General features: G+C 54.2%; 25 protein-coding genes. 10 read left to right on the top strand and 15 right to left on the bottom strand.

Annotation, left to right across the window (positions count from 1 at the left end; all coding sequences use genetic code 11):
• Positions 1–33: 33 nt before the first annotated feature.
• From H598_RS0104815 to H598_RS0104800, 4 genes are all read right to left on the bottom strand, one after another.
• Positions 34–1,347 carry an HlyD family type I secretion periplasmic adaptor subunit gene (locus H598_RS0104815; RefSeq protein WP_028111993.1) on the bottom strand — a complete coding sequence of 438 codons (1,314 nt, stop codon included), beginning with the start codon at positions 1,345–1,347 and terminating at the stop codon, positions 34–36.
• On the bottom strand, positions 1,340–3,517 hold the full coding sequence (locus tag H598_RS0104810; RefSeq protein ID WP_028111992.1) for a peptidase domain-containing ABC transporter: 2,178 nt from the start codon (positions 3,515–3,517) through the stop codon (positions 1,340–1,342). Before H598_RS0104810 ends, H598_RS0104815 begins: the two co-directional genes overlap by 8 nt.
• Complete coding sequence (locus H598_RS0104805) at positions 3,514–5,151, bottom strand: ABC transporter transmembrane domain-containing protein (RefSeq protein ID WP_028111991.1); 1,638 nt, start codon at positions 5,149–5,151, stop codon at positions 3,514–3,516. Before H598_RS0104805 ends, H598_RS0104810 begins: the two co-directional genes overlap by 4 nt.
• 300 nt (positions 5,152–5,451) lie before the next feature.
• Positions 5,452–5,670, bottom strand: a complete 219-nt coding sequence (locus tag H598_RS0104800; RefSeq protein WP_028111990.1) for a helix-turn-helix domain-containing protein — start codon at positions 5,668–5,670, stop codon at positions 5,452–5,454.
• A gap of 151 nt (positions 5,671–5,821) precedes the next feature.
• Between H598_RS0104800 and H598_RS0104795 the strand changes: the two genes are divergently transcribed.
• The 5 genes from H598_RS0104795 to H598_RS0104775 all read left to right on the top strand — a co-directional run bounded on the left by H598_RS0104795 (position 5,822) and on the right by H598_RS0104775 (position 10,360).
• Positions 5,822–6,166 (top strand): MaoP family protein, encoded by a 345-nt coding sequence (locus H598_RS0104795; protein WP_028111989.1) that lies wholly within the window; start codon positions 5,822–5,824, stop codon positions 6,164–6,166.
• Positions 6,167–6,178: 12 nt separating this feature from the next.
• Positions 6,179–7,222, top strand: coding sequence for a glutathione synthase (gshB, locus tag H598_RS0104790; protein WP_028111988.1), 1,044 nt, complete (start codon positions 6,179–6,181; stop codon positions 7,220–7,222).
• Positions 7,197–9,191, top strand: coding sequence for a flavohemoglobin expression-modulating QEGLA motif protein (locus tag H598_RS0104785; RefSeq protein WP_035415266.1), 1,995 nt, complete (start codon positions 7,197–7,199; stop codon positions 9,189–9,191). The genes gshB and H598_RS0104785 overlap by 26 nt, the downstream gene beginning before the upstream one ends.
• A gap of 93 nt (positions 9,192–9,284) precedes the next feature.
• A complete protein-coding gene (locus H598_RS23360) occupies positions 9,285–9,740 on the top strand; it encodes an FKBP-type peptidyl-prolyl cis-trans isomerase (protein ID WP_051252407.1) in 456 nt (151 codons plus the stop codon).
• 107 nt (positions 9,741–9,847) lie between these two features.
• On the top strand, positions 9,848–10,360 hold the full coding sequence (locus tag H598_RS0104775; protein ID WP_028111986.1) for an aminoacyl-tRNA deacylase: 513 nt from the start codon (positions 9,848–9,850) through the stop codon (positions 10,358–10,360).
• A gap of 60 nt (positions 10,361–10,420) precedes the next feature.
• Here H598_RS0104775 and H598_RS0104770 read toward each other — a convergent pair whose 3' ends face one another.
• From H598_RS0104770 to H598_RS0104750, 5 genes are all read right to left on the bottom strand, one after another.
• Positions 10,421–10,885 carry a hypothetical protein gene (locus tag H598_RS0104770; RefSeq protein WP_028111985.1) on the bottom strand — a complete coding sequence of 155 codons (465 nt, stop codon included), beginning with the start codon at positions 10,883–10,885 and terminating at the stop codon, positions 10,421–10,423.
• A gap of 205 nt (positions 10,886–11,090) precedes the next feature.
• Entirely contained in the window at positions 11,091–11,654 is a 564-nt protein-coding gene (locus H598_RS0104765) for a DUF1415 domain-containing protein (protein WP_028111984.1), read from the bottom strand.
• Positions 11,655–11,738: 84 nt separating this feature from the next.
• Positions 11,739–12,143, bottom strand: coding sequence for a DUF3429 domain-containing protein (locus H598_RS0104760; RefSeq protein ID WP_028111983.1), 405 nt, complete (start codon positions 12,141–12,143; stop codon positions 11,739–11,741).
• Positions 12,144–12,204: 61 nt separating this feature from the next.
• On the bottom strand, positions 12,205–12,870 hold the full coding sequence (locus H598_RS0104755) for a glutathione S-transferase family protein (protein WP_028111982.1): 666 nt from the start codon (positions 12,868–12,870) through the stop codon (positions 12,205–12,207).
• 10 nt (positions 12,871–12,880) lie between these two features.
• Positions 12,881–13,492 (bottom strand): glutathione S-transferase family protein, encoded by a 612-nt coding sequence (locus tag H598_RS0104750; RefSeq protein ID WP_028111981.1) that lies wholly within the window; start codon positions 13,490–13,492, stop codon positions 12,881–12,883.
• An 87-nt stretch (positions 13,493–13,579) separates the two neighbouring features.
• Here H598_RS0104750 and H598_RS0104745 point away from each other — a divergent pair, with 87 nt between their 5' ends.
• The 5 genes from H598_RS0104745 to H598_RS0104725 all read left to right on the top strand — a co-directional run bounded on the left by H598_RS0104745 (position 13,580) and on the right by H598_RS0104725 (position 16,852).
• On the top strand, positions 13,580–14,158 hold the full coding sequence (locus tag H598_RS0104745; protein ID WP_028111980.1) for a TetR/AcrR family transcriptional regulator: 579 nt from the start codon (positions 13,580–13,582) through the stop codon (positions 14,156–14,158).
• Between the two features lie 76 nt (positions 14,159–14,234).
• The gene (locus H598_RS0104740) at positions 14,235–14,975 is read left to right on the top strand and encodes an META domain-containing protein (RefSeq protein WP_028111979.1); all 741 of its coding nucleotides are present in this window, start codon (positions 14,235–14,237) and stop codon (positions 14,973–14,975) included.
• Positions 14,976–15,108: 133 nt separating this feature from the next.
• Positions 15,109–15,519, top strand: coding sequence for a GFA family protein (locus H598_RS0104735; protein WP_028111978.1), 411 nt, complete (start codon positions 15,109–15,111; stop codon positions 15,517–15,519).
• A gap of 78 nt (positions 15,520–15,597) precedes the next feature.
• Positions 15,598–15,756: a DUF3012 domain-containing protein gene (locus H598_RS25905; protein WP_084144324.1), complete on the top strand. Its 159-nt coding sequence runs from the start codon at positions 15,598–15,600 to the stop codon at positions 15,754–15,756.
• Between the two features lie 139 nt (positions 15,757–15,895).
• Positions 15,896–16,852 carry a sensor domain-containing diguanylate cyclase gene (locus H598_RS0104725; RefSeq protein WP_028111977.1) on the top strand — a complete coding sequence of 319 codons (957 nt, stop codon included), beginning with the start codon at positions 15,896–15,898 and terminating at the stop codon, positions 16,850–16,852.
• 1 nt (position 16,853) lies between these two features.
• On the opposite strand, the gene H598_RS23355 is transcribed toward H598_RS0104725, so the two are convergent.
• From H598_RS23355 to H598_RS0104695, 6 genes are all read right to left on the bottom strand, one after another.
• On the bottom strand, positions 16,854–17,936 hold the full coding sequence (locus H598_RS23355) for a GGDEF domain-containing protein (RefSeq protein WP_051252405.1): 1,083 nt from the start codon (positions 17,934–17,936) through the stop codon (positions 16,854–16,856).
• Between the two features lie 92 nt (positions 17,937–18,028).
• A complete protein-coding gene (locus tag H598_RS0104715) occupies positions 18,029–18,529 on the bottom strand; it encodes a TlpA family protein disulfide reductase (protein WP_156896935.1) in 501 nt (166 codons plus the stop codon).
• 103 nt (positions 18,530–18,632) lie between these two features.
• Complete coding sequence (gene ruvB, locus H598_RS0104710; protein ID WP_028111975.1) at positions 18,633–19,640, bottom strand: Holliday junction branch migration DNA helicase RuvB; 1,008 nt, start codon at positions 19,638–19,640, stop codon at positions 18,633–18,635.
• Between the two features lie 10 nt (positions 19,641–19,650).
• Positions 19,651–20,274 carry a Holliday junction branch migration protein RuvA gene (ruvA, locus tag H598_RS0104705; RefSeq protein WP_028111974.1) on the bottom strand — a complete coding sequence of 208 codons (624 nt, stop codon included), beginning with the start codon at positions 20,272–20,274 and terminating at the stop codon, positions 19,651–19,653.
• Positions 20,275–20,285: 11 nt separating this feature from the next.
• The gene (gene ruvC / locus H598_RS0104700) at positions 20,286–20,807 is read right to left on the bottom strand and encodes a crossover junction endodeoxyribonuclease RuvC (RefSeq protein ID WP_028111973.1); all 522 of its coding nucleotides are present in this window, start codon (positions 20,805–20,807) and stop codon (positions 20,286–20,288) included.
• Positions 20,804–21,553, bottom strand: coding sequence for a YebC/PmpR family DNA-binding transcriptional regulator (locus tag H598_RS0104695; RefSeq protein ID WP_028111972.1), 750 nt, complete (start codon positions 21,551–21,553; stop codon positions 20,804–20,806). The genes ruvC and H598_RS0104695 overlap by 4 nt, the downstream gene beginning before the upstream one ends.
• Between the last annotated feature and the right edge of the window lie 49 nt (positions 21,554–21,602).

Genomic DNA, 21,602 nt, shown 5'->3' with positions numbered 1-21,602 from the left:
ATTGGAACAGAGAAACGTCTGCAATTTTTTGAATTACCTTTCTCCAAAGGCAACGCTGATGTTGGTGTAGATCGGCTTCCAAAGGTATTGGAACACTGACTTCTCGCCGGTAGTGATATCCACCTCACCTGTCATACCGGGAAGAATAGAAAAGCTCTCAGGGTTATCACGGAAGTATGGCGTTTCAACAGACACCACCACTTCATAATAGATTTCACCGCGTTCACTTTGGCTTGTGGTCGGTGAAATACTTTCAACCTCCCCTTTTAACGCACCAAAACGGCTGTAATCAAATGCATCAATCTTGATTCGAGTTGGCTGGCCTACGTTCACGAAACCAATGTCTCTCGGTGATAAGCGAGCTTTAAAATCCGCTTTACCGCCGACAGGAACAATCTCAACCACTGTCCCGCCCGGTTGAATAACGCCACCGTTCTGTGTACTTGGCAGGCTTTGTACCAAGCCTTGTAGTGGCGACACTAACATGGTGTTGGTCAATTTCGCTTGGCTTGAACGCACCCTTGCATTCAGCGCAGATAAATCAGATACCGCTTTGGATCGATCGTCACTCACTTTGGCTTTTGCCTCGGCAAGAAGTTGGGCGATTTTTTGCTCATTGCTGTCTGCCTGCTTGATGAAAACCGACTTCTTACCGCGGGTTTCTTCTATTTTTTGCTCAATACTGGCCAGCTTTTGGCTCATTTCAAGCACACGTAAACGAGAGATGTTCCCGGCTTTGTAGCCTTTTTCCAACAGGTTCAGCTCTTGTTTAGTGGCATTCAGTTCTTTCTCATAGCTAGGTAGAGACTTTTCTACGACACGCAGCTGCTCAGCGATCTGCTCACTGTCCTTTTCCAGCACAATGCGTTTTTGATAGTAAAGCCCTTTCTGAGCATTCAGCTGCGCCTTTTGTTGGCTAACGATCTCTGGAAAATCAATTTCAAATTCCCCAAAATTCGGTTCACGGTTATCCAATAAAGCGTTCATACGCTCGATACTGGCAAGCAAGGTCACTTGTTGAGATTTCAATTCTTCAAGGGCCGTGCGCTGGAACGTAGCATCAAATTCAACAAGCGGTTGCCCTTTCTCGACCAATTGACCTTCTTTGACGAGAATTTGCTTTAACTTGCCACCGATTGCACTTTGTAATACTTGCTTTTCCCCTTCCGGAATCACTGCGCCCTTTGCTTTAGCGATTTCATCAACTTGAGTAACCACCGACCAAGTGACAAAAGCAGCGATACATAAGGCAACAGACCATGTCGCCAGTGCCAATGTACGAGCCGTATTTTGTGATTCAACAAGCTCACCGTAACGCTTGCCGGTCTCAATAGGGTGTTTAGCCATTAGCGACTCCTTGCTTTGACTCTGGTTTATCTGCTGTTGGTTGCTGCGCCTTAGATAACGATTGACCCTGGGATAACGGTTGCTCCCGAGTCGATTGGGGTTCTGAAGGCTGCTCTAATGGGCCAGCATAAACGACTGCCCCCTCATCCAGTACCACGACCTTATCAGCAAGCTTAATCAAATCAGGATCATGCGATGAATAGATCACCGTTGCTTTTCCTTTTTTTGCCGCCAAAAACTCACCAAATACACGCTTGGCATTGGGATGGGCATCAGGCACCGGATTATCCATTAGGAACATTGGGTAGTCATAAACCAAGGCTTTCGCATCAATGAGAATCTGAGCGACAGTGCCTGATAACATATCAAACAGGCTATCCGGTTGAATGCTGCTTATCGAAGTATCCAGTCCATCTGGTAATGTGGAGAACCAGCGCTTACCTCCGACCATTTCGATCGCAGAGATCATTTTTTGCTCTTCAACTTTATGTCCATCGCTCAACCACTCTCGAATACTCAAGGTAAGCAAATCAGGATAAGCTGCTCGAATGAAACACCAGTGACGATAAAGCTGCGGGTCGTACTGAGCAAGATTTACCCCTTTCAGTTCTACCATGCCGTTTTGAATAGCCTGTAACCCCGACAACACTTCAATCAATGTCGATTTACCACTTCCTGAGGGGCCAGTGATCGCCACAATATCGCCAGCTTCAACATCAAAACTGACTCCGTTCAATGCAGGGCGACTCTGCTTAGGGTAACGGAGAGTCACCTGATCTAACTTCAAATTCGGTGCGACCGTTGGCAGTGGGTGATGCTGGTAGCTAAATTCACGTTCAGACGGCTGAGACAGAATGCGATTCACCTGCAGTTTGGATTGATTAAAGCTATTAAAACGCATCGCGCTGTTTGCCAACACCTGTGCAGGCCCCGTCACTTTGGATATCAGCATCATTGATGCAATCAAGCCACCCGGCGTCATCACTTGTTCAAAAATGAGCCCGATACCCAACCCCATCACGGCCAACGTTGAACCCACACCAATAAAGTAATACATCGAGGTATAACGACTCTGCAGAACCGATTGATTGAACGCCACCTTAGAGGCAAGCAGGTTGGCCTTTTGGAATCGTTGGATCCAGTACTCTGAAAACCCAGCACTACGAATAAAGGTAAGCTTAGATGACAACTCATTGGTCATATTTTGACGATTAGTTCCTGCAACCGTCGATTGCATAGCGCGTTTACCGCTTGAGCGTATCGACCGCTTTGCTAACAGGTAATATAGAACTAAAGAAACGATAGGAACCAATACCAACCATCCACCCAAAACACCTATCGCCAGTACAAAAATGGCAATGAAAGGCAAGTCAAACAACGCATTACCGAGTGGTCCAGATAACACTCCTGAAATACGTTCGGACAACATCACTTGGTTTTGCTGACTAGAGGAGGCCGTTTGCTGGTTTTGAGCATAACTATTTTTTAGTAGGCGTTGGACCAGAGATTGAGATATTTCACGACTGACTCGGTTGGATACTGACGCAAACACACGACTACGCAATGTTCTAAGCCAACCCATCATCACAAACAACAAGGCTGCCCCAATGGCAATTCCTTGCAGTTCGTGCCCAGCATCACCACCGATAACATGGTCATAGATCGACATCGTGATGAATGGCACTGCGAGAGCAAACAGATTGGTAATAAAGCTGACCAAGAGCAATTTAGGAATGATAGGACGAAAGGCGTGTAGCCGTTCACCGACCCAGTCAGGAGAGGCCTTCTCCAATGGCTCCCCTTCTATCACAATGCAAAATTGAGGAATGTCAGCAACCTCTGCATTGCCATCAACAGCAACAAACTGTTTTGACTCTAAATGGCCAGAAACCAATTCAGTTTCCCCAAGAACCAGCAAAACTAATTTGTGCTCGCCTACCTCATCGAGGTTAGCCACTAACCGATAGGGCAATGCAAGCCGATCAAACAGGGAAAACACATCGTCTAGTGATTCAATGCCATTCTCATCGACCCATTGCTGGGCAAACAGTTGGATATTCGCATTTACCTCCAGCTCCTTGAGAACAGAAAGGCTTTCAGCTTCCAGTCGGTTCATCGCCTCGCGTTGATTGTCTGTTTCTGTATGGCGACTCGCATCTAAACGATTCATGCAATAGCCTCCTGCTGATTTGTACTTACTTCGGTCATCGAACCGCTTTCCACAGTTATCGTTCGACTCGCCAATTCGCGAAGTTTGCCATGATAGCTCACCATCAGTATCGTGCGTCCTGCCAACACCTCTTCTTGTAACACTTTAACCAGATTACCGAGTGCATTGAGGTCCAGCGAAGAATCCGGTCTTTCTAGCATGATAACGGGTTTGTCACTCGCTAATTGAGCCGCGATATTGAGCATCTTCACGTTGCCCATACTCAACAATGACGCACTCGTATGGCCAATTTGTGTTTCTAACCCATCAGGTAAACGCGTAATTTCTTTGGTTAATCCCAAGCGCTTAGCATAGTCATTGGCGCTTTGCGTTCTCTCAGGGTCAAAGCCACATAAGTTGTCCAAAATCGTGCCCGAGACCAATTGCCCTTTCACACCGCAGTAAGCTGTCACTTGAGCGACAGATGCAATGGAAACGGCTTTGCCATTAATTAGGTATTGACCCGCGGCCAAGTCATCAATCCCTGCTATCGAAGACAATAGGTGACTATTGGTATGACGATCTTCACTCTCTAACAACACCAATTCGCCTTCGTTTAACGTCACATCCGCACGAGCGAGTTCACCGTATCGTTCAACCGTTGCTTGCTTGATTTCCAAAGTCTTAAAGTCAGATAAATTAAGCTCAAAACCTGAATACTCAGGTAGTGATAAGTCATCCAACTTTTCTATGGCCTGGTTAGCACTGTGTATTGAATTAAGCTTTATGCGAATCCCAACCAAAGCGCTTAACGGTGCCACTGCTCTGCCTGATAAGATAGAACATGCCGCTAATCCACCGGTGGTTAATTGACCATCCAATACCCACAAGCTGCCGGTAATCACCAGCAAAACGGAAGTCGCAAGTGCCGCAAGCTGAATACACTCTTGAGCGAAAGCACTCTGCTCTTCTTCCCGAGCTTTAGATTGGGCGCGGACATTATTAAGCGATTTAAACTGATTAAAAATTCGAGACTCAACAGCCTGACGTTTAATACCCTGAATGGTCTGGCTAAGAATAATCAAGAAAGCTTTTCTCTCCTGTTCATCTTTAGACGCTTCTTCACTTAAGCTTTTAACGCGAACAGAAGAAAGCCAAACAATGCCGAGCGTGATGAGCCAAACTGCCAAAGGTATCGCCACTAGCTCACCTCCGATATAGGCCACCAACCCCAAAAAGATCAATGCAAAAGGCAAATCGATAAAGCCAGAGATTATCCCACCAGAATACCAGTCCTTAACTTTGGATACCGATCCTAGCCCCTCTTCGACACCACCCACACCGAGCTGGCGAAGGTGAGCTGAAGATGCAGTCGTCACCCTTTCAACCAAGGTTTGGTAAGTCGCTTTTTCGGTATTGCTAGCCGCCGCTGACAAAAGCCAGGTACGAACAAAACGTATGAGCGCTTCCATGGCTACCGCTAGTGTCGCCCCTGCTAAAAGCAGTGTGGCAGTACCATAACTGTGATTGGGAAGAATGCGATCGTAGATCTGGAGAACCGTTAATGGAACGGCTAATGACAAGAGGTTAATAAGCAAAGAAGGCACTAAGGCTTTCCTTACTACCCCTTTGTTTTTTAATGACGTTACAGGCATACACAATCCTTATCCATGCTCATGAAATAAGATTGGTACATTCCACGTAGTTATGCAAGATAAGATGCTGATTTAATTTAATTTAAACACATCGCTAAATTTTGTTGTTTCGGTCAAACCTTACCGCCAAAATCGCGTGTTATCTCTATTAAGGGCGATGTTGAACCAACCCCAGCAACCATCGGCCTGTTGGTTGTTCTGATCCTGTGACCATCAATCGAGGAGTCGCGTTGGCTGGCAACCAAGCGATGAACAACGTCATAAGACTAGGTATGCCTGCGCACCAGATGATCAGCTAAGCTAAGGAAAGCCCTTGGGAGGGCCCTTGTCGAGATTCAATTGCTCACCACCTTGACCCACAAACAAAATGCTATCGAAATACCCCTCCAGCTGTTTAATGCGGGCACTGACCGCCGCCTGAGTAAAAGTGAGTCGCTCTGCCACCCGGCCAACGTGGCGTTCTCTGGCCACTTCCACAAAGACTCTGACCCCTTTTACCTCCAGTTTTACTTCATACATTTGTGGCGAAATAGGAACAACCGAATTTTGTCGTGACGATAGAAATATATCGTTTTTCTTTTCTTTGGCGGCGCCCTATCTTGCGCCCATTCTCCACATCGGAGCCACCCGTTAACCCATTGTAAGGGTTTCATTTAGATGGGGTCTGACTATGTATGACAGTGAATTCAGAGCTGGCGTGCGCGACTTTGTCGACAGCCGCCGCTTTGGCCGCGGTTTTAGCCGCAGTGGTGATTTCACCATTAAGGAAAGCGAATTGCTCACCCGCTATGGCCACACCATGGCTCAGCTGGCCAGTGGCGAGCTGACACCGGTTGGCGAGCAGGAGCATCGATTTGTCGCCGTGGTGGCGGGGCTGCGTCCCCCCACCTCGGCATTGGAGAGGGTGTGGCTGAAATACCGCCAGCTTAGCGAGTGCCGTCGACGGCTGTTCTGTGTGCAAGACAGCCGATCCGTGCCACCGCCCTCAGACCCTTATCTGTTTTATGACGACTGAATTGAGTAACCCATGAATATCTGTTTTTTGATGTACCCCTGGCACCGAATCGATCCTGCCTTTGACTCGACCCTGCGGCTTATTCACGAGTGCGTAGTACGAGGCCACACGGTAGCAGTCACCACCCCCAACAGCCTGACCATGCGCGAGTCCACCGTCTATGGGTTTTGCGACGTGGTCACCACGGGCAAAGGGGTTTCCGACAAACCGGAACGCTTCTACGCTCAGGCCCAGCTTAAACGGGTGAAGCTGCCAATGGCCGGATTTGACTGCATTTTTATGCGTGCCAATCCACCGCTGGATACTCTGGCACTCAATTTTCTGGACTCGGTGAAACAGGACACCCTGATCATCAATGATCTGGAGGGGTTGCGCATCGCCAACAACAAGCTCTATACCGCGGGCTGGAGTGGCGCAGCGGGTCGGTATATTCCGACTACCCATGTGTCAAAAAACAAAGAGTACCTGCAACAGGTTCTGGCGGAAAACCAGGCCGACAAGATGATTCTTAAACCTCTGAACGGTTTTGGCGGCCAGGGCGTGATTGTGATTGAAAAACGGGCTCAGCAAAGTGTCAGCTCCCTGCTGGACTTTTACATCGGCAGTGGCGACCGCACCCATTACGTGATCCTGCAGGACTACATCGAGGGCGCCGAAGAGGGAGACAAACGGATCCTGATGCTCAACGGCGAACCCATCGGTGCCATGCGCCGAGTGCCCGCGGCCAACGACGTGCGCTCCAACATTCACGCCGGAGGCAAAGAGGTAAAACACAGCCTGAGCAAAGAGGAGAAACGCCTGTGCGCCACCGTCGGACCACAACTGGTGCGCGATGGCCTGTATTTTGTGGGACTGGACGTCATTGGTGACAAACTGCTGGAGGTTAACGTGCTGAGCCCCGGCGGCATTACTCGGATTAACAGACTGAATCGCACCCGGCTGCAACGTCAGGTCATCGACTGGATGGAGAACATCGTCCATAGCCGAGAGTTGTTGTTGCAACGTAAGACCATTTATCGTCAGGCCATTAATGATGCAAACGTTATCGCTGTCTGAGGCTTTGAGCCTGATTGCGCGTCGCCAACCCTTCCATGCCGAAGTCGATGGCGTTGCGCAGCTGAAAATTGAGGCTTACCTGCCTGTGGTCAGCTGCGCCATCCACGCCGGCCATCGGCTAAGCACGAAGCTTACCGACCAATGCCTGCTGAGTGCGGAAGAGCGCCGATTTGAAGAGGATCCGGCCACCGACCTCTTAATCGCCTCCCAGCCCATCACCCTGGTGGGGTGCGATTCCCGATTCGAATACGACCTCAATCGGGCTCAGGCGCTGTCGACCTATTTTAAGTCGGCCTGGAGCAAGCCAGTGTGGCGGCGACCGTTATCGGCCCGTAAACGCAACCAGTGCCAGCAGAAACATCGGCGCTTCTATCAGCTCTATGACGGGCTGATCGCGGCCTTGGAGCAGCAGTTTGGCCACGTGCTGGTATTTGACCTGCACAGTTATAACTACCAGCGGATTGAGCGCAAGGTGCCGGTGTTTAACATCGGTACCAGCCAGATCGATATGGAACGTTGGGGCCCGGTGGTGCAGCGGTTTAACCGAGAGCTGGGCCGAATTCGCCTGCCAAACCTGAGTGTGGAGTCCAGGCTGGACGAGGTGTTTCAGGGGCGGGGCTATCTGATTGCTCATACTACTGCCCGGTTTGATCGCACCCTGGTGCTGCCGACCGAAGTCAAGAAGGTGTTCATGGATGAACACAGCGGCGAGCTGTACCCCCAGGTAATGGCAGCGCTGGCCCTTGGGTTAAAAGAGGCGTTTACTCAAACCTCAGCCCGATTTGAGCGTCAGTTTAATCGCCGCCGTCAGGCCAGCAAGCACCAGATGCTGGCCTCGCGCATCGACCCGAACGTGGTGGCACTGGACAACGCGCTGTACCAACTGGCCAAGGGCATGGAAACCCTGCCCTACATCAACCCGGTGAACCTGCAGCAGGAGAAACAGCGGTATCTGGCAAACCCGAACCGCTATCGGCCTGACTTTCGCTACCGCCAGCAACGTCTGAACCCGTTTGCATTCCGGGAAGGGTTGTACCGGCTGCCATTTGACAGCGTTGCCGATGTGGGGGTACGCCAGTTGTATCAGCAGGTGGCTGACAACCTGTCGCTGCGGGTCGAACTGATCACCTCCGTGGGCAGTGACCGGTTCCGCTACAACAGCCTGAGGTATTACGGCAGGCCCGATGAACGCACGCTGAAGCAGGCAGGGTTTCTGTTGCAGGCCGCGACGATGCCCGAGGTCAATGACACCAGACTGACGGTAGACCAGGTGTGTGAACGGCTTAGAGGGCATGCCCGCGAGCATGGTATCGCCTGCCAGGTACAGACCAGCGGCACCCTGGCCGCTAAGGCGATGGTGATGAGCGAACAGGCCAGCCTGATGATCAACCGCCATGCTCGATTTAGCGAGCGTGAAGCGAAGGCGTTGGCCCATCATGAGCTTGGGGTACACATGACCACCACCATCAATGGTCGGGCGCAGCCACTGAAACTGCTGTCGCTGGGGTTGCCGGGGAATACCGAAACTCAGGAGGGACTGGCGATACTGGCAGAGTACCACGGTGGTTGCCTGACACTGGGCCGGTTAAGGCTACTGGCGGCGCGGGTGGTGGCGGTGGACTCCATGCTCAGGGACGACCACCTGCCGACCACGGTCAACCGGTTGATCGAGGAAGCGGGACTGGACCAGGACGACGCCTTTACCGTGGCAGCCCGTGCCTATCGCGGTGGCGGCCTCACTAAGGACTATCAATACCTGAGCGGGTTTTGCATCATGTTGTCACTGCATCAACAGCGAGATTTGAGTCCGCTCTACACCGGAAAGTGCGCCTTGGCCTACCTGGATATCCTGGAAGAGTTGTGTCAACGAGGTTGGTTAAATTCGGCGATGCCACTAACGCCTGCCGATTCCCCCGACAGTGAACCGGTGATGACCTTTGTGCTGAACAGCCTGACTCAGGCGGCCTGATCGATCTAATCCCCGTTTTCGGGCGGGGATTCTCTGGGCTTAACCCGGCGACTTGGTTATCATTCGGGTATGACTGACATTAAGGCTCCGCACATGATAATTAAGGACAACGCCGTCGTTTCCATCGCTTACACCCTGTACCTGGAAGATGGCCAGAAAGTCGACGTGGTGTCGGCCGACGACCCGGTGATCTACACCCACGGCAGTGGCATTCTGGCCGAAGGGTTGGAGAACGTGCTGCTGGGTCACAAAAAGGGCGACCAGCTGAAAGTGACCCTGACGCCGGATCTGGCCTTTGGTGATCACGACCCACAGATGGTTCAAACGGTGCCTGCCGACATCATCAAGGGGGCCGACGAGCTGAAGGTGGGCATGCAGATCGCCGCCGATACCGATCAAGGCCCGATGGAGTTAACCCTAACCGCCATCGAAGGGGACACCATTACCCTGGATGCCAACCATCCGCTGGCCGGTAAGACCGTCATCTTTGATGTCAAAGTATGCGACGTGCAACCGGCACAAGAGGACGACAGCGCCTCGCTGCAATAAACACTGCAAGACCGAAGTGAAGCGAGCCTTAGTGCTCGCTTTTTTCTCTTCTGCACCATGGCAACGACTACACTGATAGTGTTCCGTCCTCACTCAGGAGGTGACCCATGGGTGTCGCTATCAGTGTCATCGATTATCTCGAGGAGCTTGGGGTGCAATACCAGCTGGTTCCTCACGCTCACAGCCAATCATCCATTCAATCTGCCCTTTCCGCCGGCGTTTCCGCCAGGCAAACCGCCAAGTCGGTCATGTTGGAAGACAATGAAGGCCGGCGAGTAATGGCCGTGATTCCTGCCGCCAACCGGGTGGTGATTCAACAACTGAGTCAACAGCTGAAACGGGAATTACACCTGATCCCCGAGTCCAAATTAAAGGGCCAGTTTGACGACTGCGAACTGGGCGCCCTACCCGGCGTCGGTGATCCCTACAATGTGCTGGCGGTGTACGACGATGCCCTGGAAGGGGAAGACCATGTCTATTTGGAAGCCGGTGATCATGAACACCTGATCCGCATCAGCAACCGGGGCATGAAGACGCTGATGGCCGACCACCCCCACGGTCGCTTCAGTGCCACCGCGGTCTACAACGAAAAGCCCCGCCGCGCCTGGGATTGGCAATAACCCGAGGGCGGCGCCTGGCGTCGCCCGTTGATTCGTTGGCGTTGTGAGCCTGGCGCAGGCTCACAAGGCTCGTACTAACGTCATTACCCGATGATCACTGCCACCAAACCGGGCATTGATGGTCGACTGCCAGTACAACTCGTAGCCACCTCGGCAGATCTCCTCCCCGCCCTGCTGAGCACACACCAGCGTCACCGGCTGTTCCAGCCACCAGTTGACATCCTGCTGAATGCGGCCACTGACACTGAGCTTCTTAATACCACACAGATCGACCCGGCTGGGCTTGCCGACCTCATCCAGCATCAACCGACAATCGAAACGCGCTTGCGGAGCGAGTATCGACAGCCGCAACTGACCGCTGACCTCCAGCGCGATCTCCACCGGTGCCAGCCTCGCCCGCTCATGATAATGCCCGGTCACCGCGCCCGGCGACATCCAGCCCGCCTCATCATCGCCTGCCACCGCCCCGGGGCACACTCCCTGAACAATCAGGGCTATCAGCAGCCTTACCGAGTTTCTGTTCATATCCGTCACTCTTATGGTTGTAGCGACGACCGGGAATCGCCCCGACCAACACCGAAACAGCACCAGAGGCGCAAGCACCGCTGGCGCTCACTTTCCTCTCATGGAAGTAAAGCGACAGAATCGGCCATAAATGGTAAAAACAACGCAGTCGTTGAGGCTCAGAATAGAACGGCGACGGTGGATTCCGTCGCCCTTGGCGCCGAACTCAGCCTGAGGTCTGGTTTCCAGGCTGATGGCAGCGTTGCAGCAGGTCTTCAAAAAAAGCACTGCCCTTGCGGCGGGCAAAGACAACATTGCGCTCAGGAATGGTCTCGGGTTGTTGGTAAGTCTGCAGCGCCTGCTCCATGCTGGCCTCCCGAATCAGGTGGATCAACGGCAGTGGCGAGCGATTGGTGTAGTTGGAAGGATCGTCCATAGGTTCGCCGTCGAAGCAATAATCCGGGTGAAAACTGGCGAGCTGATACCGGCCCTCGTACCCCTGCTCGACCAATAGCGCCTCGGCCAGTTCCACCAGGTCCAGGTAGGCATAAAAACCCTCGAAGCCCCGAGGCAAAATGCACAGCGTGGTCTCGGTTTGCGGGTGAGAATCCAGGTGCTCGCATTCCGCCACCAGTCTGGCCAACACCGCTTTTACCTTGGTCTGTTCAATCACCGCATAACGGATGCTGTTTCGCTCCACTTCACGGCGGGCAAAAGGGCACAGGTTATACTTCATGATCACCCGTTCTACCCAATGCCGAGTGGCAACTATCGATTCTGTGTCTGGCACCCTCTGCTCCCTTGGAATTGACGCGGCAGCCGAGCTGCCTAAGCGGCGCCAGCATAGCACAGTAGGGTGATCCTGATCACACCGTTACAGCACCAGCATGCCCCCATGGCTGACAACGGCCACCGAAGTCAGACTGAGCCGCAGGGTTCGATACCCCGGTGGCTGCCTGCCAATCCAGCGGTCGGCGGCCATCATCACTGCAAACGCCAGTGCCAAAACCCCTAATGCCACCGGAATCGGCGCCAGCACCAATGCCAACCAGCCGACAATACTCGGCCACATGGAAAAATGGATCTGCCAATTACCGGAGCCGGCTAACAGCCCCTGGTACCAATGAATGCCACCGAGAAAGGACAGAATGATGGCACTGTATTGCACAAAGCCAATCTGAGCCTGAACGGAGTCGATCACCCCGGCCATCAGCAACAGTGGCAATGTAACGAAAGGAATCAGCCCGGCGATACCGAGCCAGAGAGCATGGCGGGACATAAGCGGCTCCTGATGGCAATAACCTTAATCAGTACGAACGCCGCTTGGAGCTGGATCGGTGTTACTGAGTCACCATTTTGGCGATCGCCTCTGCTTTTTCTTCGTCGGTCATCTGCGACGGTGGCGGTATCATGATGCCTTTCTGATAAGCGGGCCGAGCCGCCAATTCCGCCATCCAACGCTGCAGATGCACCAGACCGTCTATCTCAATGCCGCTCCATTCATGAGTCCGCACCCAGGGCCAGGTGGCAATATCGGCAATGCTGTATTCCCCCGCCAGGTAAGGCGTCTTGGCCAATTGCGTGTCCATCACCTCAAACAGGCGACGCCCCTCTTTTTGATATCGCTCGATGGCCGCAGGAAGGGTTTGCGGGAAATAGCGATAAAACACGTTGGCCTGCCCCATCATCGGCCCCACTCCGCCCATCTGGAACATCAGCCATTGCATCACCACCGACCGCTGCTTGGCATCACTGGGTAAGAATAGGCCACTCTTTTCTGCCAGATACAGCAGGATGGCACCGGATTCAAACACCGCGAAATCATCATTACTGTGATCGACAATGGCAGGAATACGGCCATTGGGGTTGATGGCAAGGAATTCAGGCTGCTTCTGCTCCAAGGCACTGAGGTCCAGAGCATGGACCCGATACGCCAACCCCATCTCCTCAAGGGCAATGGAAATCTTATGGCCATTTGGGGTGGCGGCAGTATAAAGATCAATCATCGAACGCTCCTTATTGATTAAACGCCGGGCGACTGCCAACACGCTGGTACCATCGCTGAATATTGGGCCACTGATCGTCCAGGGTAATGCCCAGGTTGGCAATGAATCGTATGAACACAAAGCCACTGATGTCGGCCACGCTAAATCCAGGGCCCGCCAGGTGCAACGACTCGCCCAGCCGCTGCTCCAGGGTCGGCAGAAACTCCTCTACCCTCAACCGACTCTCCTCACCCCAGGCTTTGACGCAGCGCTCCCGATCCTGGTACACGCCGGTCAGATTTCGAAATGCCTGAAACCCCACCATCAATCCCTGCAACTCCACCATGCGCAACCACATCTCCACCTGGCCTTTTTCCAGGGCCGTGGTGCCAAACAGGGAGTGATCTCCGGGATGAAGGGCATCGAAGTAACGGCAGATGGCAATGCTCTCGCACAAAGAGGTGCCGTCATCCAGCTGCAGTACCGGTATTCGGCCATTGGGGCTCAGCGCCAGGAACTCTTCGGACAGATTCTCGCCGCCGCGAACATCCACCTGCACCCGCTCGACCTCCAGGTTCATCTCTGCCAAAAACATGCTGACCCGCTGAGCACTTGGGGTCATCGAGGCTTCATAGAGTTTCATTGTGAATCCTTTTACAGAACGATCGTTTAGATTAGAATCTACCCATAACAGAACGAGCGGTCAAGAATTAACTCATACGGAGGTCCCGTGGCCAGACAGTGTCAATTTGAACGCCACCAGGTGCTGGAACAAGCGATGCAGCTGTTCTGGAAACAGGGCTATGAAGCCACCTCGGTGGCAGACCTGGTGTCACAGTTGCAGATCAACCGATTCAGCCTGTACAACAGCTTTGGCGATAAACAGCAGCTCTATCATCTGTCACTGCAGCACTACCTGAACGAGCATTCGCTGCCACGACTGAAGCCCCTGTTTGACGCCAATGCGGACCTGACCACGCTGGTCGAGTTCATCTCCGCAATGGCGGCGGATCCCGATAAAGCCAGCCTGGGCTGCTATGTTCAGGCTGCCCTGCTGGAGCGCCGGCATCAGGATCCTCATGTCAAAGCCCTGGCCGATCAGTTGTTTGCCACCTTGAGGGAGGGGTTTGAACATTGCCTCGGCCAGGCGCAGCAGCGGCGACAGATTGCCGCCTCCCACAACGTCAAGGAGCTGTCGGCCTGGCTGCTGCTGCAGATGCAAGGGATTCGAGTACTGCTACGAGCCGGCCAGCACCAGGCCCTGAAACTGGCGGTGAAGCAAATTGTTACGTTTTTAACCCATTGCTGAAATGACTCATTCAGGTGCAGTTAAGTGGTTGCCGGTCTATCCTGTTAACCATCTGATTCCTTGCAAGGAACTCCCTATGCGAAACACACTGCTCGTCGGCGCCGCCGCGCTGGCCGCCACCCTCTCCGGCTGTAGCACCACACCGGATACGCAAACCCTTGACGGTGAGGTGTTCTACCGGGAACGCATTGCCATCCCTCAGGACTCCGTCGTCAAAGTAGCCCTGCAGGACACCTCCAAGATGGACGTGGCCGCCGAGACCCTGGCCAGTACCGAGTTTAAAGCCCAAGGCGGCCCCCCTTATGCCTTTTCACTGAGCTACCCGGCCAAAGCCATCAAGGCGGGAATGCGCTACACCATCAGTGCCCGCATCGAGTCGGCGGATGGCCAGTTGATGTTCATCAACACCGAGTCCGTCGCGGCCTTCGGTGACCAACCTCTGAGCGTACTGGTGAATAAGGTGGCCGCCTCAGCCACCACGGCCCTGACAAAGACTCAATGGCAACTGACCGACATCGACGGCCGCCAGGCGGAACTCGGTATGGGGGACAAGGCGGTAAGCCTGATGCTCAGCGACGACGGCATCGCCTCCGGCTTTGCCGGCTGTAATCGCTATCAGGGCCGTTTCGATATCAAGCCAGACGGCATTCAAGCCGGTCCGTTTGCCGTCACTCAGATGGCATGCCCCACTGGCATGGAGTTGGAACAGCACTACCTGAGCACCCTGGATCAGGCCGCCGCCACTAAGGTGGTGGGCAACAGCCTGCTGTTGATGGACAGCGACGGCAAGGTGCTGATGAGTTTTCGCGCCCAATAATTCGTTTCGTCATTGCTGCCACCGTTCCACTGCCTGGTGGCAGCAGTGACTTTTTCCACCCCTAGCCCCGCAATTTTCCTTATTCCCCTAAGTCCGTATACTGACCACTCCCCCCCTGCATGGAGTGCTGAAGATGTCTCTCTCCCCCCTTGAAGGTGGTTGCCAGTGTGGCGCCATTCGCTACCGTACCTCGGCCGCCCCCTTTGCCTCGGAATATTGCCACTGCGGCCAGTGCCGCAAAGCCGTGGGCGCAGTGGCGGTGGCCTGGATGGACTTTAAACGGGATCAGGTGCACTGGCTGGGGCCAGTCCCCACCGAATTCGCGTCATCGCAACACGTATTGCGAGGGTTTTGCCCTCAATGCGGCACCAGCCTGAGCTTTCGGGATGATCGCCACCCGAACTTCCTGACCCTGTCGGTAGGCTCGCTGGACGACGTGAATCGGGTCACGCCCAGCTATCACATCTACACCGATGACCAACCGCACTGGCTGCACATCGACGACGACGGCCCCCGCTTTGGCCGGAATCGCGGCGCCCAATAGCGGATGCCAAAACGACCTGCGCTTGGCGCCATCCTCAGGTACCCTTACCGGGATAAAATCAGAACTCAAGGAGATACGATGAAAACTACCCTGATCACCTTAACCATGCTACTGATGCTGGGCGGTTGCAGCCCGGAAGTGGGCAGCGAAGCCTGGTGCAAAGCGATGAAAGAGAAACCCAGCGGTGACTGGACCGCCACCGAGGCTAAAGATTACGCCAAGCACTGCGTATTCTAAACGGCTGAACTGACCAGCAGGTTGCCGTCAAAGTCCAGTCTCTTTGTCGGCCACCCCAGAGCAATCAAATCGCACCAGAGTGGATTAAAATCCCCTGCCGGATACTATAGAATTCAGTGTTCTCAAAGAGATCCCCGGTATGAATTGGTCCTTGTTTACGATTCTGGTGCTGTTGGTGGTTCTCGGCATACAACAGATTCGATATCGACAAGCGATAAAACAAAGCCAACGGTTTGGCTATATCCTCGATCACGTCGAAGCCTTCATCTACGTTAAAGATCGCCACCGACGCTATACCTACGCCAATAAACCGACTTTGACCCTGTTTGACATTACCAAATGCCAATTGGCCGGCTTCAAAGATCAGGACTTCTTCTCCCCAGAAACCGCAAAACGAATCGAAACCCTTGACCTTAAAATTTTAAACCGGTCGCCATTAACCCATGAAGAGGTGGTTTCAAAGGAAAATGGCAACACCACGGTGTATCTGGATACCAAGCACCCTTTGCTCAACCGAAAAGGAGACGTTGAAGGGATTCTTGGAATTTCCACCACTGTCACCGAGACTTGGAACCTTCGTAAGACTCTGGAACATCAAGCACATATCGACCCATTGACTCAACTCTGTAATCGGCAACAACTCGACAAGGTCTTTGCCCTGGAGCTGCAGCGCTGCCAGCGGTATCAGCATCCGCTGAGTATCATCATCGCCGACATTGACCACTTTAAAGAGGTCAACGACAACCACGGTCACCAGGTCGGAGACGCCGTCCTAAAGCAATTTGCCAGACTGCTAGAATCACACTGTCGCGTCAATGACTGCCTGGGCCGGTGGGGAGGCGAGGAGTTTTTGCTTATCTGCCCGCAAACCCATTTGCAGCAAGCCAGCCAACTGGCAGAGCGCATTCGCCATCAGGTCGAGCTGTTTTCCTTTCACGGTATTGGCCGGCGTACGCTCAGTCTGGGAGTCTCAGAATTTAAGGCCAACGATACCCCGACCAGCCTAACGGAACGGGCCGATGAGGCGCTTTATCGCGCGAAACAGCAGGGACGAAACCAGGTCTGTACAGAGACGTCAGCGCTGACGCCGCTGTAAATCAAACCGGTTGCTCATTGGTCACCACGCAGTTGCGCCCTTGCCGCTTTGCCTGATACAGCGCGACGTCGGCGTCCTTAAGCCACTGCGCCACTTCGGTATGGGCGAAACTTGACTGAAGACCGGCGCTGATGGTTACAGACACCTCACTATTGAAGTGTTCAGACTCGATTGCTCGACGAAGCTTATCGATGATCATGGCGGACTGAGCCACATCGGTGTGGGAAAACAGAATCAAAAACTCATCACCGCCGAGGCGAAACACCAGGTCGCCTTGACGCGTATGCCGGTTGATGCAGGCTACCACCTCGGTGATGACCCGATCGCCAACATCATGGCCATGGCGGTCGTTAATGGCCTTAAAGTTATCGATGTCCAACATGGCGATGGTGGCCTGTCGCTCATACGCAAGGCTGCTGGACAGAAACGACTCCAATTGGGTTCGGTTGAGGGCCTGGGTCAGCGCATCTCGAGTGGACAAACTCAACAATTCGGTGTGCAATCGAACCACGGCGTTCATGACAAAATGGGCCACACAGACGCAGATAATCAATGCCACCATCATCCTCAGCGCCAGCAATGGCGGCATTTGCGAAAAGCCAATTACCGCGCTGCCGGCGATAATCCACAGGTTCGCGGTCAGCGACACCCGTGGCGGGGCGAAAAACACCAGTCCCATGGCAATGGGAAACAACCAATAAGAACCCAAAGGGCCCAGGGTGTAGAGAGTCAACAAGGTCAAGGCCACCAGCAACATGGCTGGAATGGGATAACCCAGCAGGCCTTGATTTCGCTTCAGCACCGACAACAACTCCGCCGACAGCACCACCCCGAACAACAGGCAACCTGAGGCCAATAGCCACTCGCCAATCAGCAGATTCTTAATGCCCAGGGGGTAAAATGTCAGCAAGGTGACCAACAGCAGCAGTTTTAACGCTCGAGTACGGGCGCTGTTATTGACCAAGCCGTTAAAGTGCACCTGCCAGAACGGCGAATGTTCCGGACCGCCACTTTGTGCCAGCAGCAATTGTCTGCCGCGAGACAGCGCACGGCCAACACCATGGCTTAGGGTTTTCCAATCCATTCAGCCCCCCCTTCTCGGACCGAAATGGCATCGGTCTCGGATGGTTAATCCCCTGTATTAATTAACTTAATCATAGTCAATTCTCACCGTGCCTACACACCGTTAGCCCAAAGATACAGCGACAGCAACCACTCCGGCATATAGCCCACCCGTTTCGATACCACGGTACCCTGGTCGTCGACGATCAAGTAGGTAGGAAAGGCCACCACATCCAGATAGCGGGACAACTCGGCACTGCCAAGCAACACCTGCTGAGGTGCCTGATCGGCAAACGGGGTCAGAAAATCGGAAACCTCATCAAGATCCGCATAGGACAATGCCACCGGCACCACGTTTTTTCCCTGCCCCTGCCACTGAGCGAGGTGCGGAAAGGTGACCTTACAGATGGCACACCAGGGCGCAAACAGATACACCAAGCGGCGATCGCCACCGCTGAGATTGGAAAATTCACCACTCGGCTGCCACCGCCCTTGCTGCTGGCTGATTTGCGGCAGGGTCAGCGACGGCAGTTGATCCGATACCGGCTCCATCATCAGACTTCGAATCCAACCCCCTAACCACAAGGCCAACAGCAACACTACGACCAGTTGCACGCCTTGCTTTATCCATCCAATGCCTTTTTCCACAGAGATCCTTAAAAAAACGGCCCATATCCTAATGATATAGACCGTTCATTGACGATGAAATTTCACCGGTTCAATCCGTTTTTCCCAACCCGAAATGCAGGAAGGTCTTATCGGTGGCCATTCGCCCCCGGTGGGTGCGCTGAATGAAGCCCTGCTGAATCAGAAACGGCTCGATGACGTCCTCGATGGTTTCCTTCTCTTCACCGATGGCGGCGGCCAGGTTGTCCAGCCCTACCGGCCCGCCGGCAAATTTCTCGACGATGGTCAGCAGCAGTTTGCGATCTAGAAAATCAAAGCCCTCACTGTCGACGTCGAGCACGCCAAGGGCTTCGGCAGCCACCTGTTTGTCGATGTTGCCCTGGTATTTCACTTCGGCAAAATCCCGTACTCGTCGCAGCAACCGGTTGGCAATCCGCGGCGTGCCGCGACTGCGCTTGGCCACTTCCACCGCCCCTGGCTGGTCCAGCTCCAGGTTCAGCACCTGGGCGCTGCGGCTGACAATGGAAGTCAAGTCGCCAACATTGTAGAACTCCAGCCGCAGCGGAATGCCAAAACGCGCCCGCAGCGGCGACGTCAGCGCCCCGGCGCGGGTGGTCGCGCCAATCAGCGTAAACGGCGGCAGGTCCAACTTAATCGAGCGGGCCGCCGGGCCTTCACCGATCATGATGTCCAGCTGATAATCTTCCATGGCGGAGTAGAGGATCTCTTCCACCGCCGGGCTGAGCCGGTGGATCTCATCGATGAACAGGACATCGTTAGGTTCCAGGTTGGTTAACATCGCCGCCAGATCACCGGCTTTCTCCAGCACTGGTCCCGAGGTGGACTTAATGCTGGCATCCATCTCATTGGCAATAATATTGGCCAGAGTCGTCTTACCCAGCCCCGGAGGGCCAAAAATCAGGGTGTGATCCAGCGCTTCTCCGCGCTGGCGGGCGGCGGCGATGAAGATCTCCAGCTGGCTGCAGACCTCCTTCTGACCGGTGTAATCGGTGAGTTTCTTCGGCCGCATGGCCCGATCGATGACCGATTCCTGAGTGTCCTGCTCTTGTGGGGCAATCAGCCTGTCTGCTTCAATCATCCACGGGCTCCTACATCATCGCCTTGAGGGCGTCTTTAATCAGTTGCTCGGAGCTGGCTCCCGGGGCATGGACCTTATCCACGGCCTTTTTCGCCACCGTGGCTTTGTAGCCCAGGGCCTCCAGCGCGGCAATGGCGTCTTCAGTGGCATCCGGTGCGGTGATGAAGGTGTCCTCCACCGCGTTGCCCAGGGCAAAGCTGTCGGCGTTGGGAGTCGCCAGCGATGCCGCAAAATTCTTCATTCTGTCGCGCATCTCCACCACCAGTCGTTCGGCGGTTTTTTTGCCGACCCCAGGAACCTTGGTGATACCGGTAATGTCTTCCCGCTGTACTGCCGCCACAAACTGCTCCGCCGACATGCCGGAAAGGATGGCCAGGGCCATCTTGGGGCCGATGCCGTTGGTCTTTATCAATTCACGAAACAGGGCCCGCTCCTGCTTGGACGCAAAGCCGTACAGCAGCTGTGCGTCTTCACGCACCACAAAGTGGATAGACAGCACACAGGGCTGTCCCAAATCCGGTAACTGGTAGAAGCTGGTCATGGGCAACTGCACTTCATAGCCAACGCCATTGCAGTCAATCAGCACTTCCGGTGCTTGTTTTTCAATCAGAATTCCGCTTAGTCGTCCAATCACATCGTGTCTCTTTATCGTAACCGGCCGCGCACTCGGGCCGTAACTTTTCCTGCCATGGCTACCATACTCTCTCGGGTATGGCTGTGGCAAAGGGCGATGGCCAGGGCATCGGCGGCATCGGCTTGCGGGGTGGCTGGCAACTTGAGAATGCTCTTCACCATATGCTGGACCTGGGATTTCTCCGCCCCACCGGTACCCACCACCGCCTTTTTGATCTCGGTAGGGCTGTACTCGCTGATGGGCAGGCCCAGGTTGGTAGCAGCCACAATGGCCACTCCCCTCGCCTGTCCCAGCTTCAGCGCCGAGTCCGGGTTGCGCGCCATAAACACCCGCTCGATGGCGAACTCATCGGGCTGAAACTGGCGCACCAACTCACTGACGCCGTCGAAGATGCACTTCAGACGCGCCGGCAGTTCACCGTCCGGGGTGCGAATGCAACCGCTGCCCAGATAGGTGTGGCTGCGACCCACCTTGCGAATCACCCCGTAGCCGGTAATTCGAGAGCCCGGATCGATGCCCAGGATGATGGTCATTCGCCGAGCTGCTCCATGATGTCATCGGCGATGTCGGCGTTGTGATACACCTCCTGGACGTCGTCGTGATCTTCCAATACGTCGATCAGGCGCAGGAACTTGGGCGCCGTGGCAGCATCCAACTCCGCCTTGGTTGAGGGAATCATGGTCACTTCGGCGTTGACCGATTCCAGCCCGGCCGCATCCAGAGCGTCTTTTACCGCCCCGAATTCCACCGGGGTGGTGTACACATCGATGCTGCCGTCGTCGTTGGTGTCAACGTCATCGGCTCCCGCCTCAAGGGCAATCTCCATGATTTGATCTTCATCGGCACCCTCGCCGTAGGAGATGACCCCCTTCTTTTCGAACAGGTAAGACACCGAACCGTCGGTACCGAGGTTGCCGCCAGACTTAGTGAAGGCGCTGCGCACACCGGATACGGTGCGATTGCGGTTGTCGGTCATGGTTTCCACCATCACCGCGGTTCCACCGGGTCCGTAGCCTTCATAAATGATGGTTTCCAGCACCTGGCCATCCAGCTCACCGGCGCCGCGCTTCACCGCCCGATCCACGGTATCCCGGGTCATGTTGTTGGACAGCGCCTTATCGATGGCGGCACGCAGACGTGGATTCGACGCCGGATCCGAGCCGCCCTCGCGGGAAGCCACGGTTAGCTCACGAATCAGTTTGGTGAAAATCTTACCGCGCTTGGCATCCTGTGCCGCCTTGCGGTGCTTGATGTTGGCCCATTTACTGTGACCTGCCATAATTTCTCTCCTGTTACCGGAATTCACTTCCGGCCTGAAACAATAAAGC

Source organism: Ferrimonas kyonanensis DSM 18153 (assembly GCF_000425405.1).
In the GTDB taxonomy this organism is placed as follows: domain Bacteria; phylum Pseudomonadota; class Gammaproteobacteria; order Enterobacterales; family Shewanellaceae; genus Ferrimonas; species Ferrimonas kyonanensis.
Note: the sequence above shows the minus strand (reverse complement) of the source record. Positions and strands in the feature narration are given on the sequence as shown.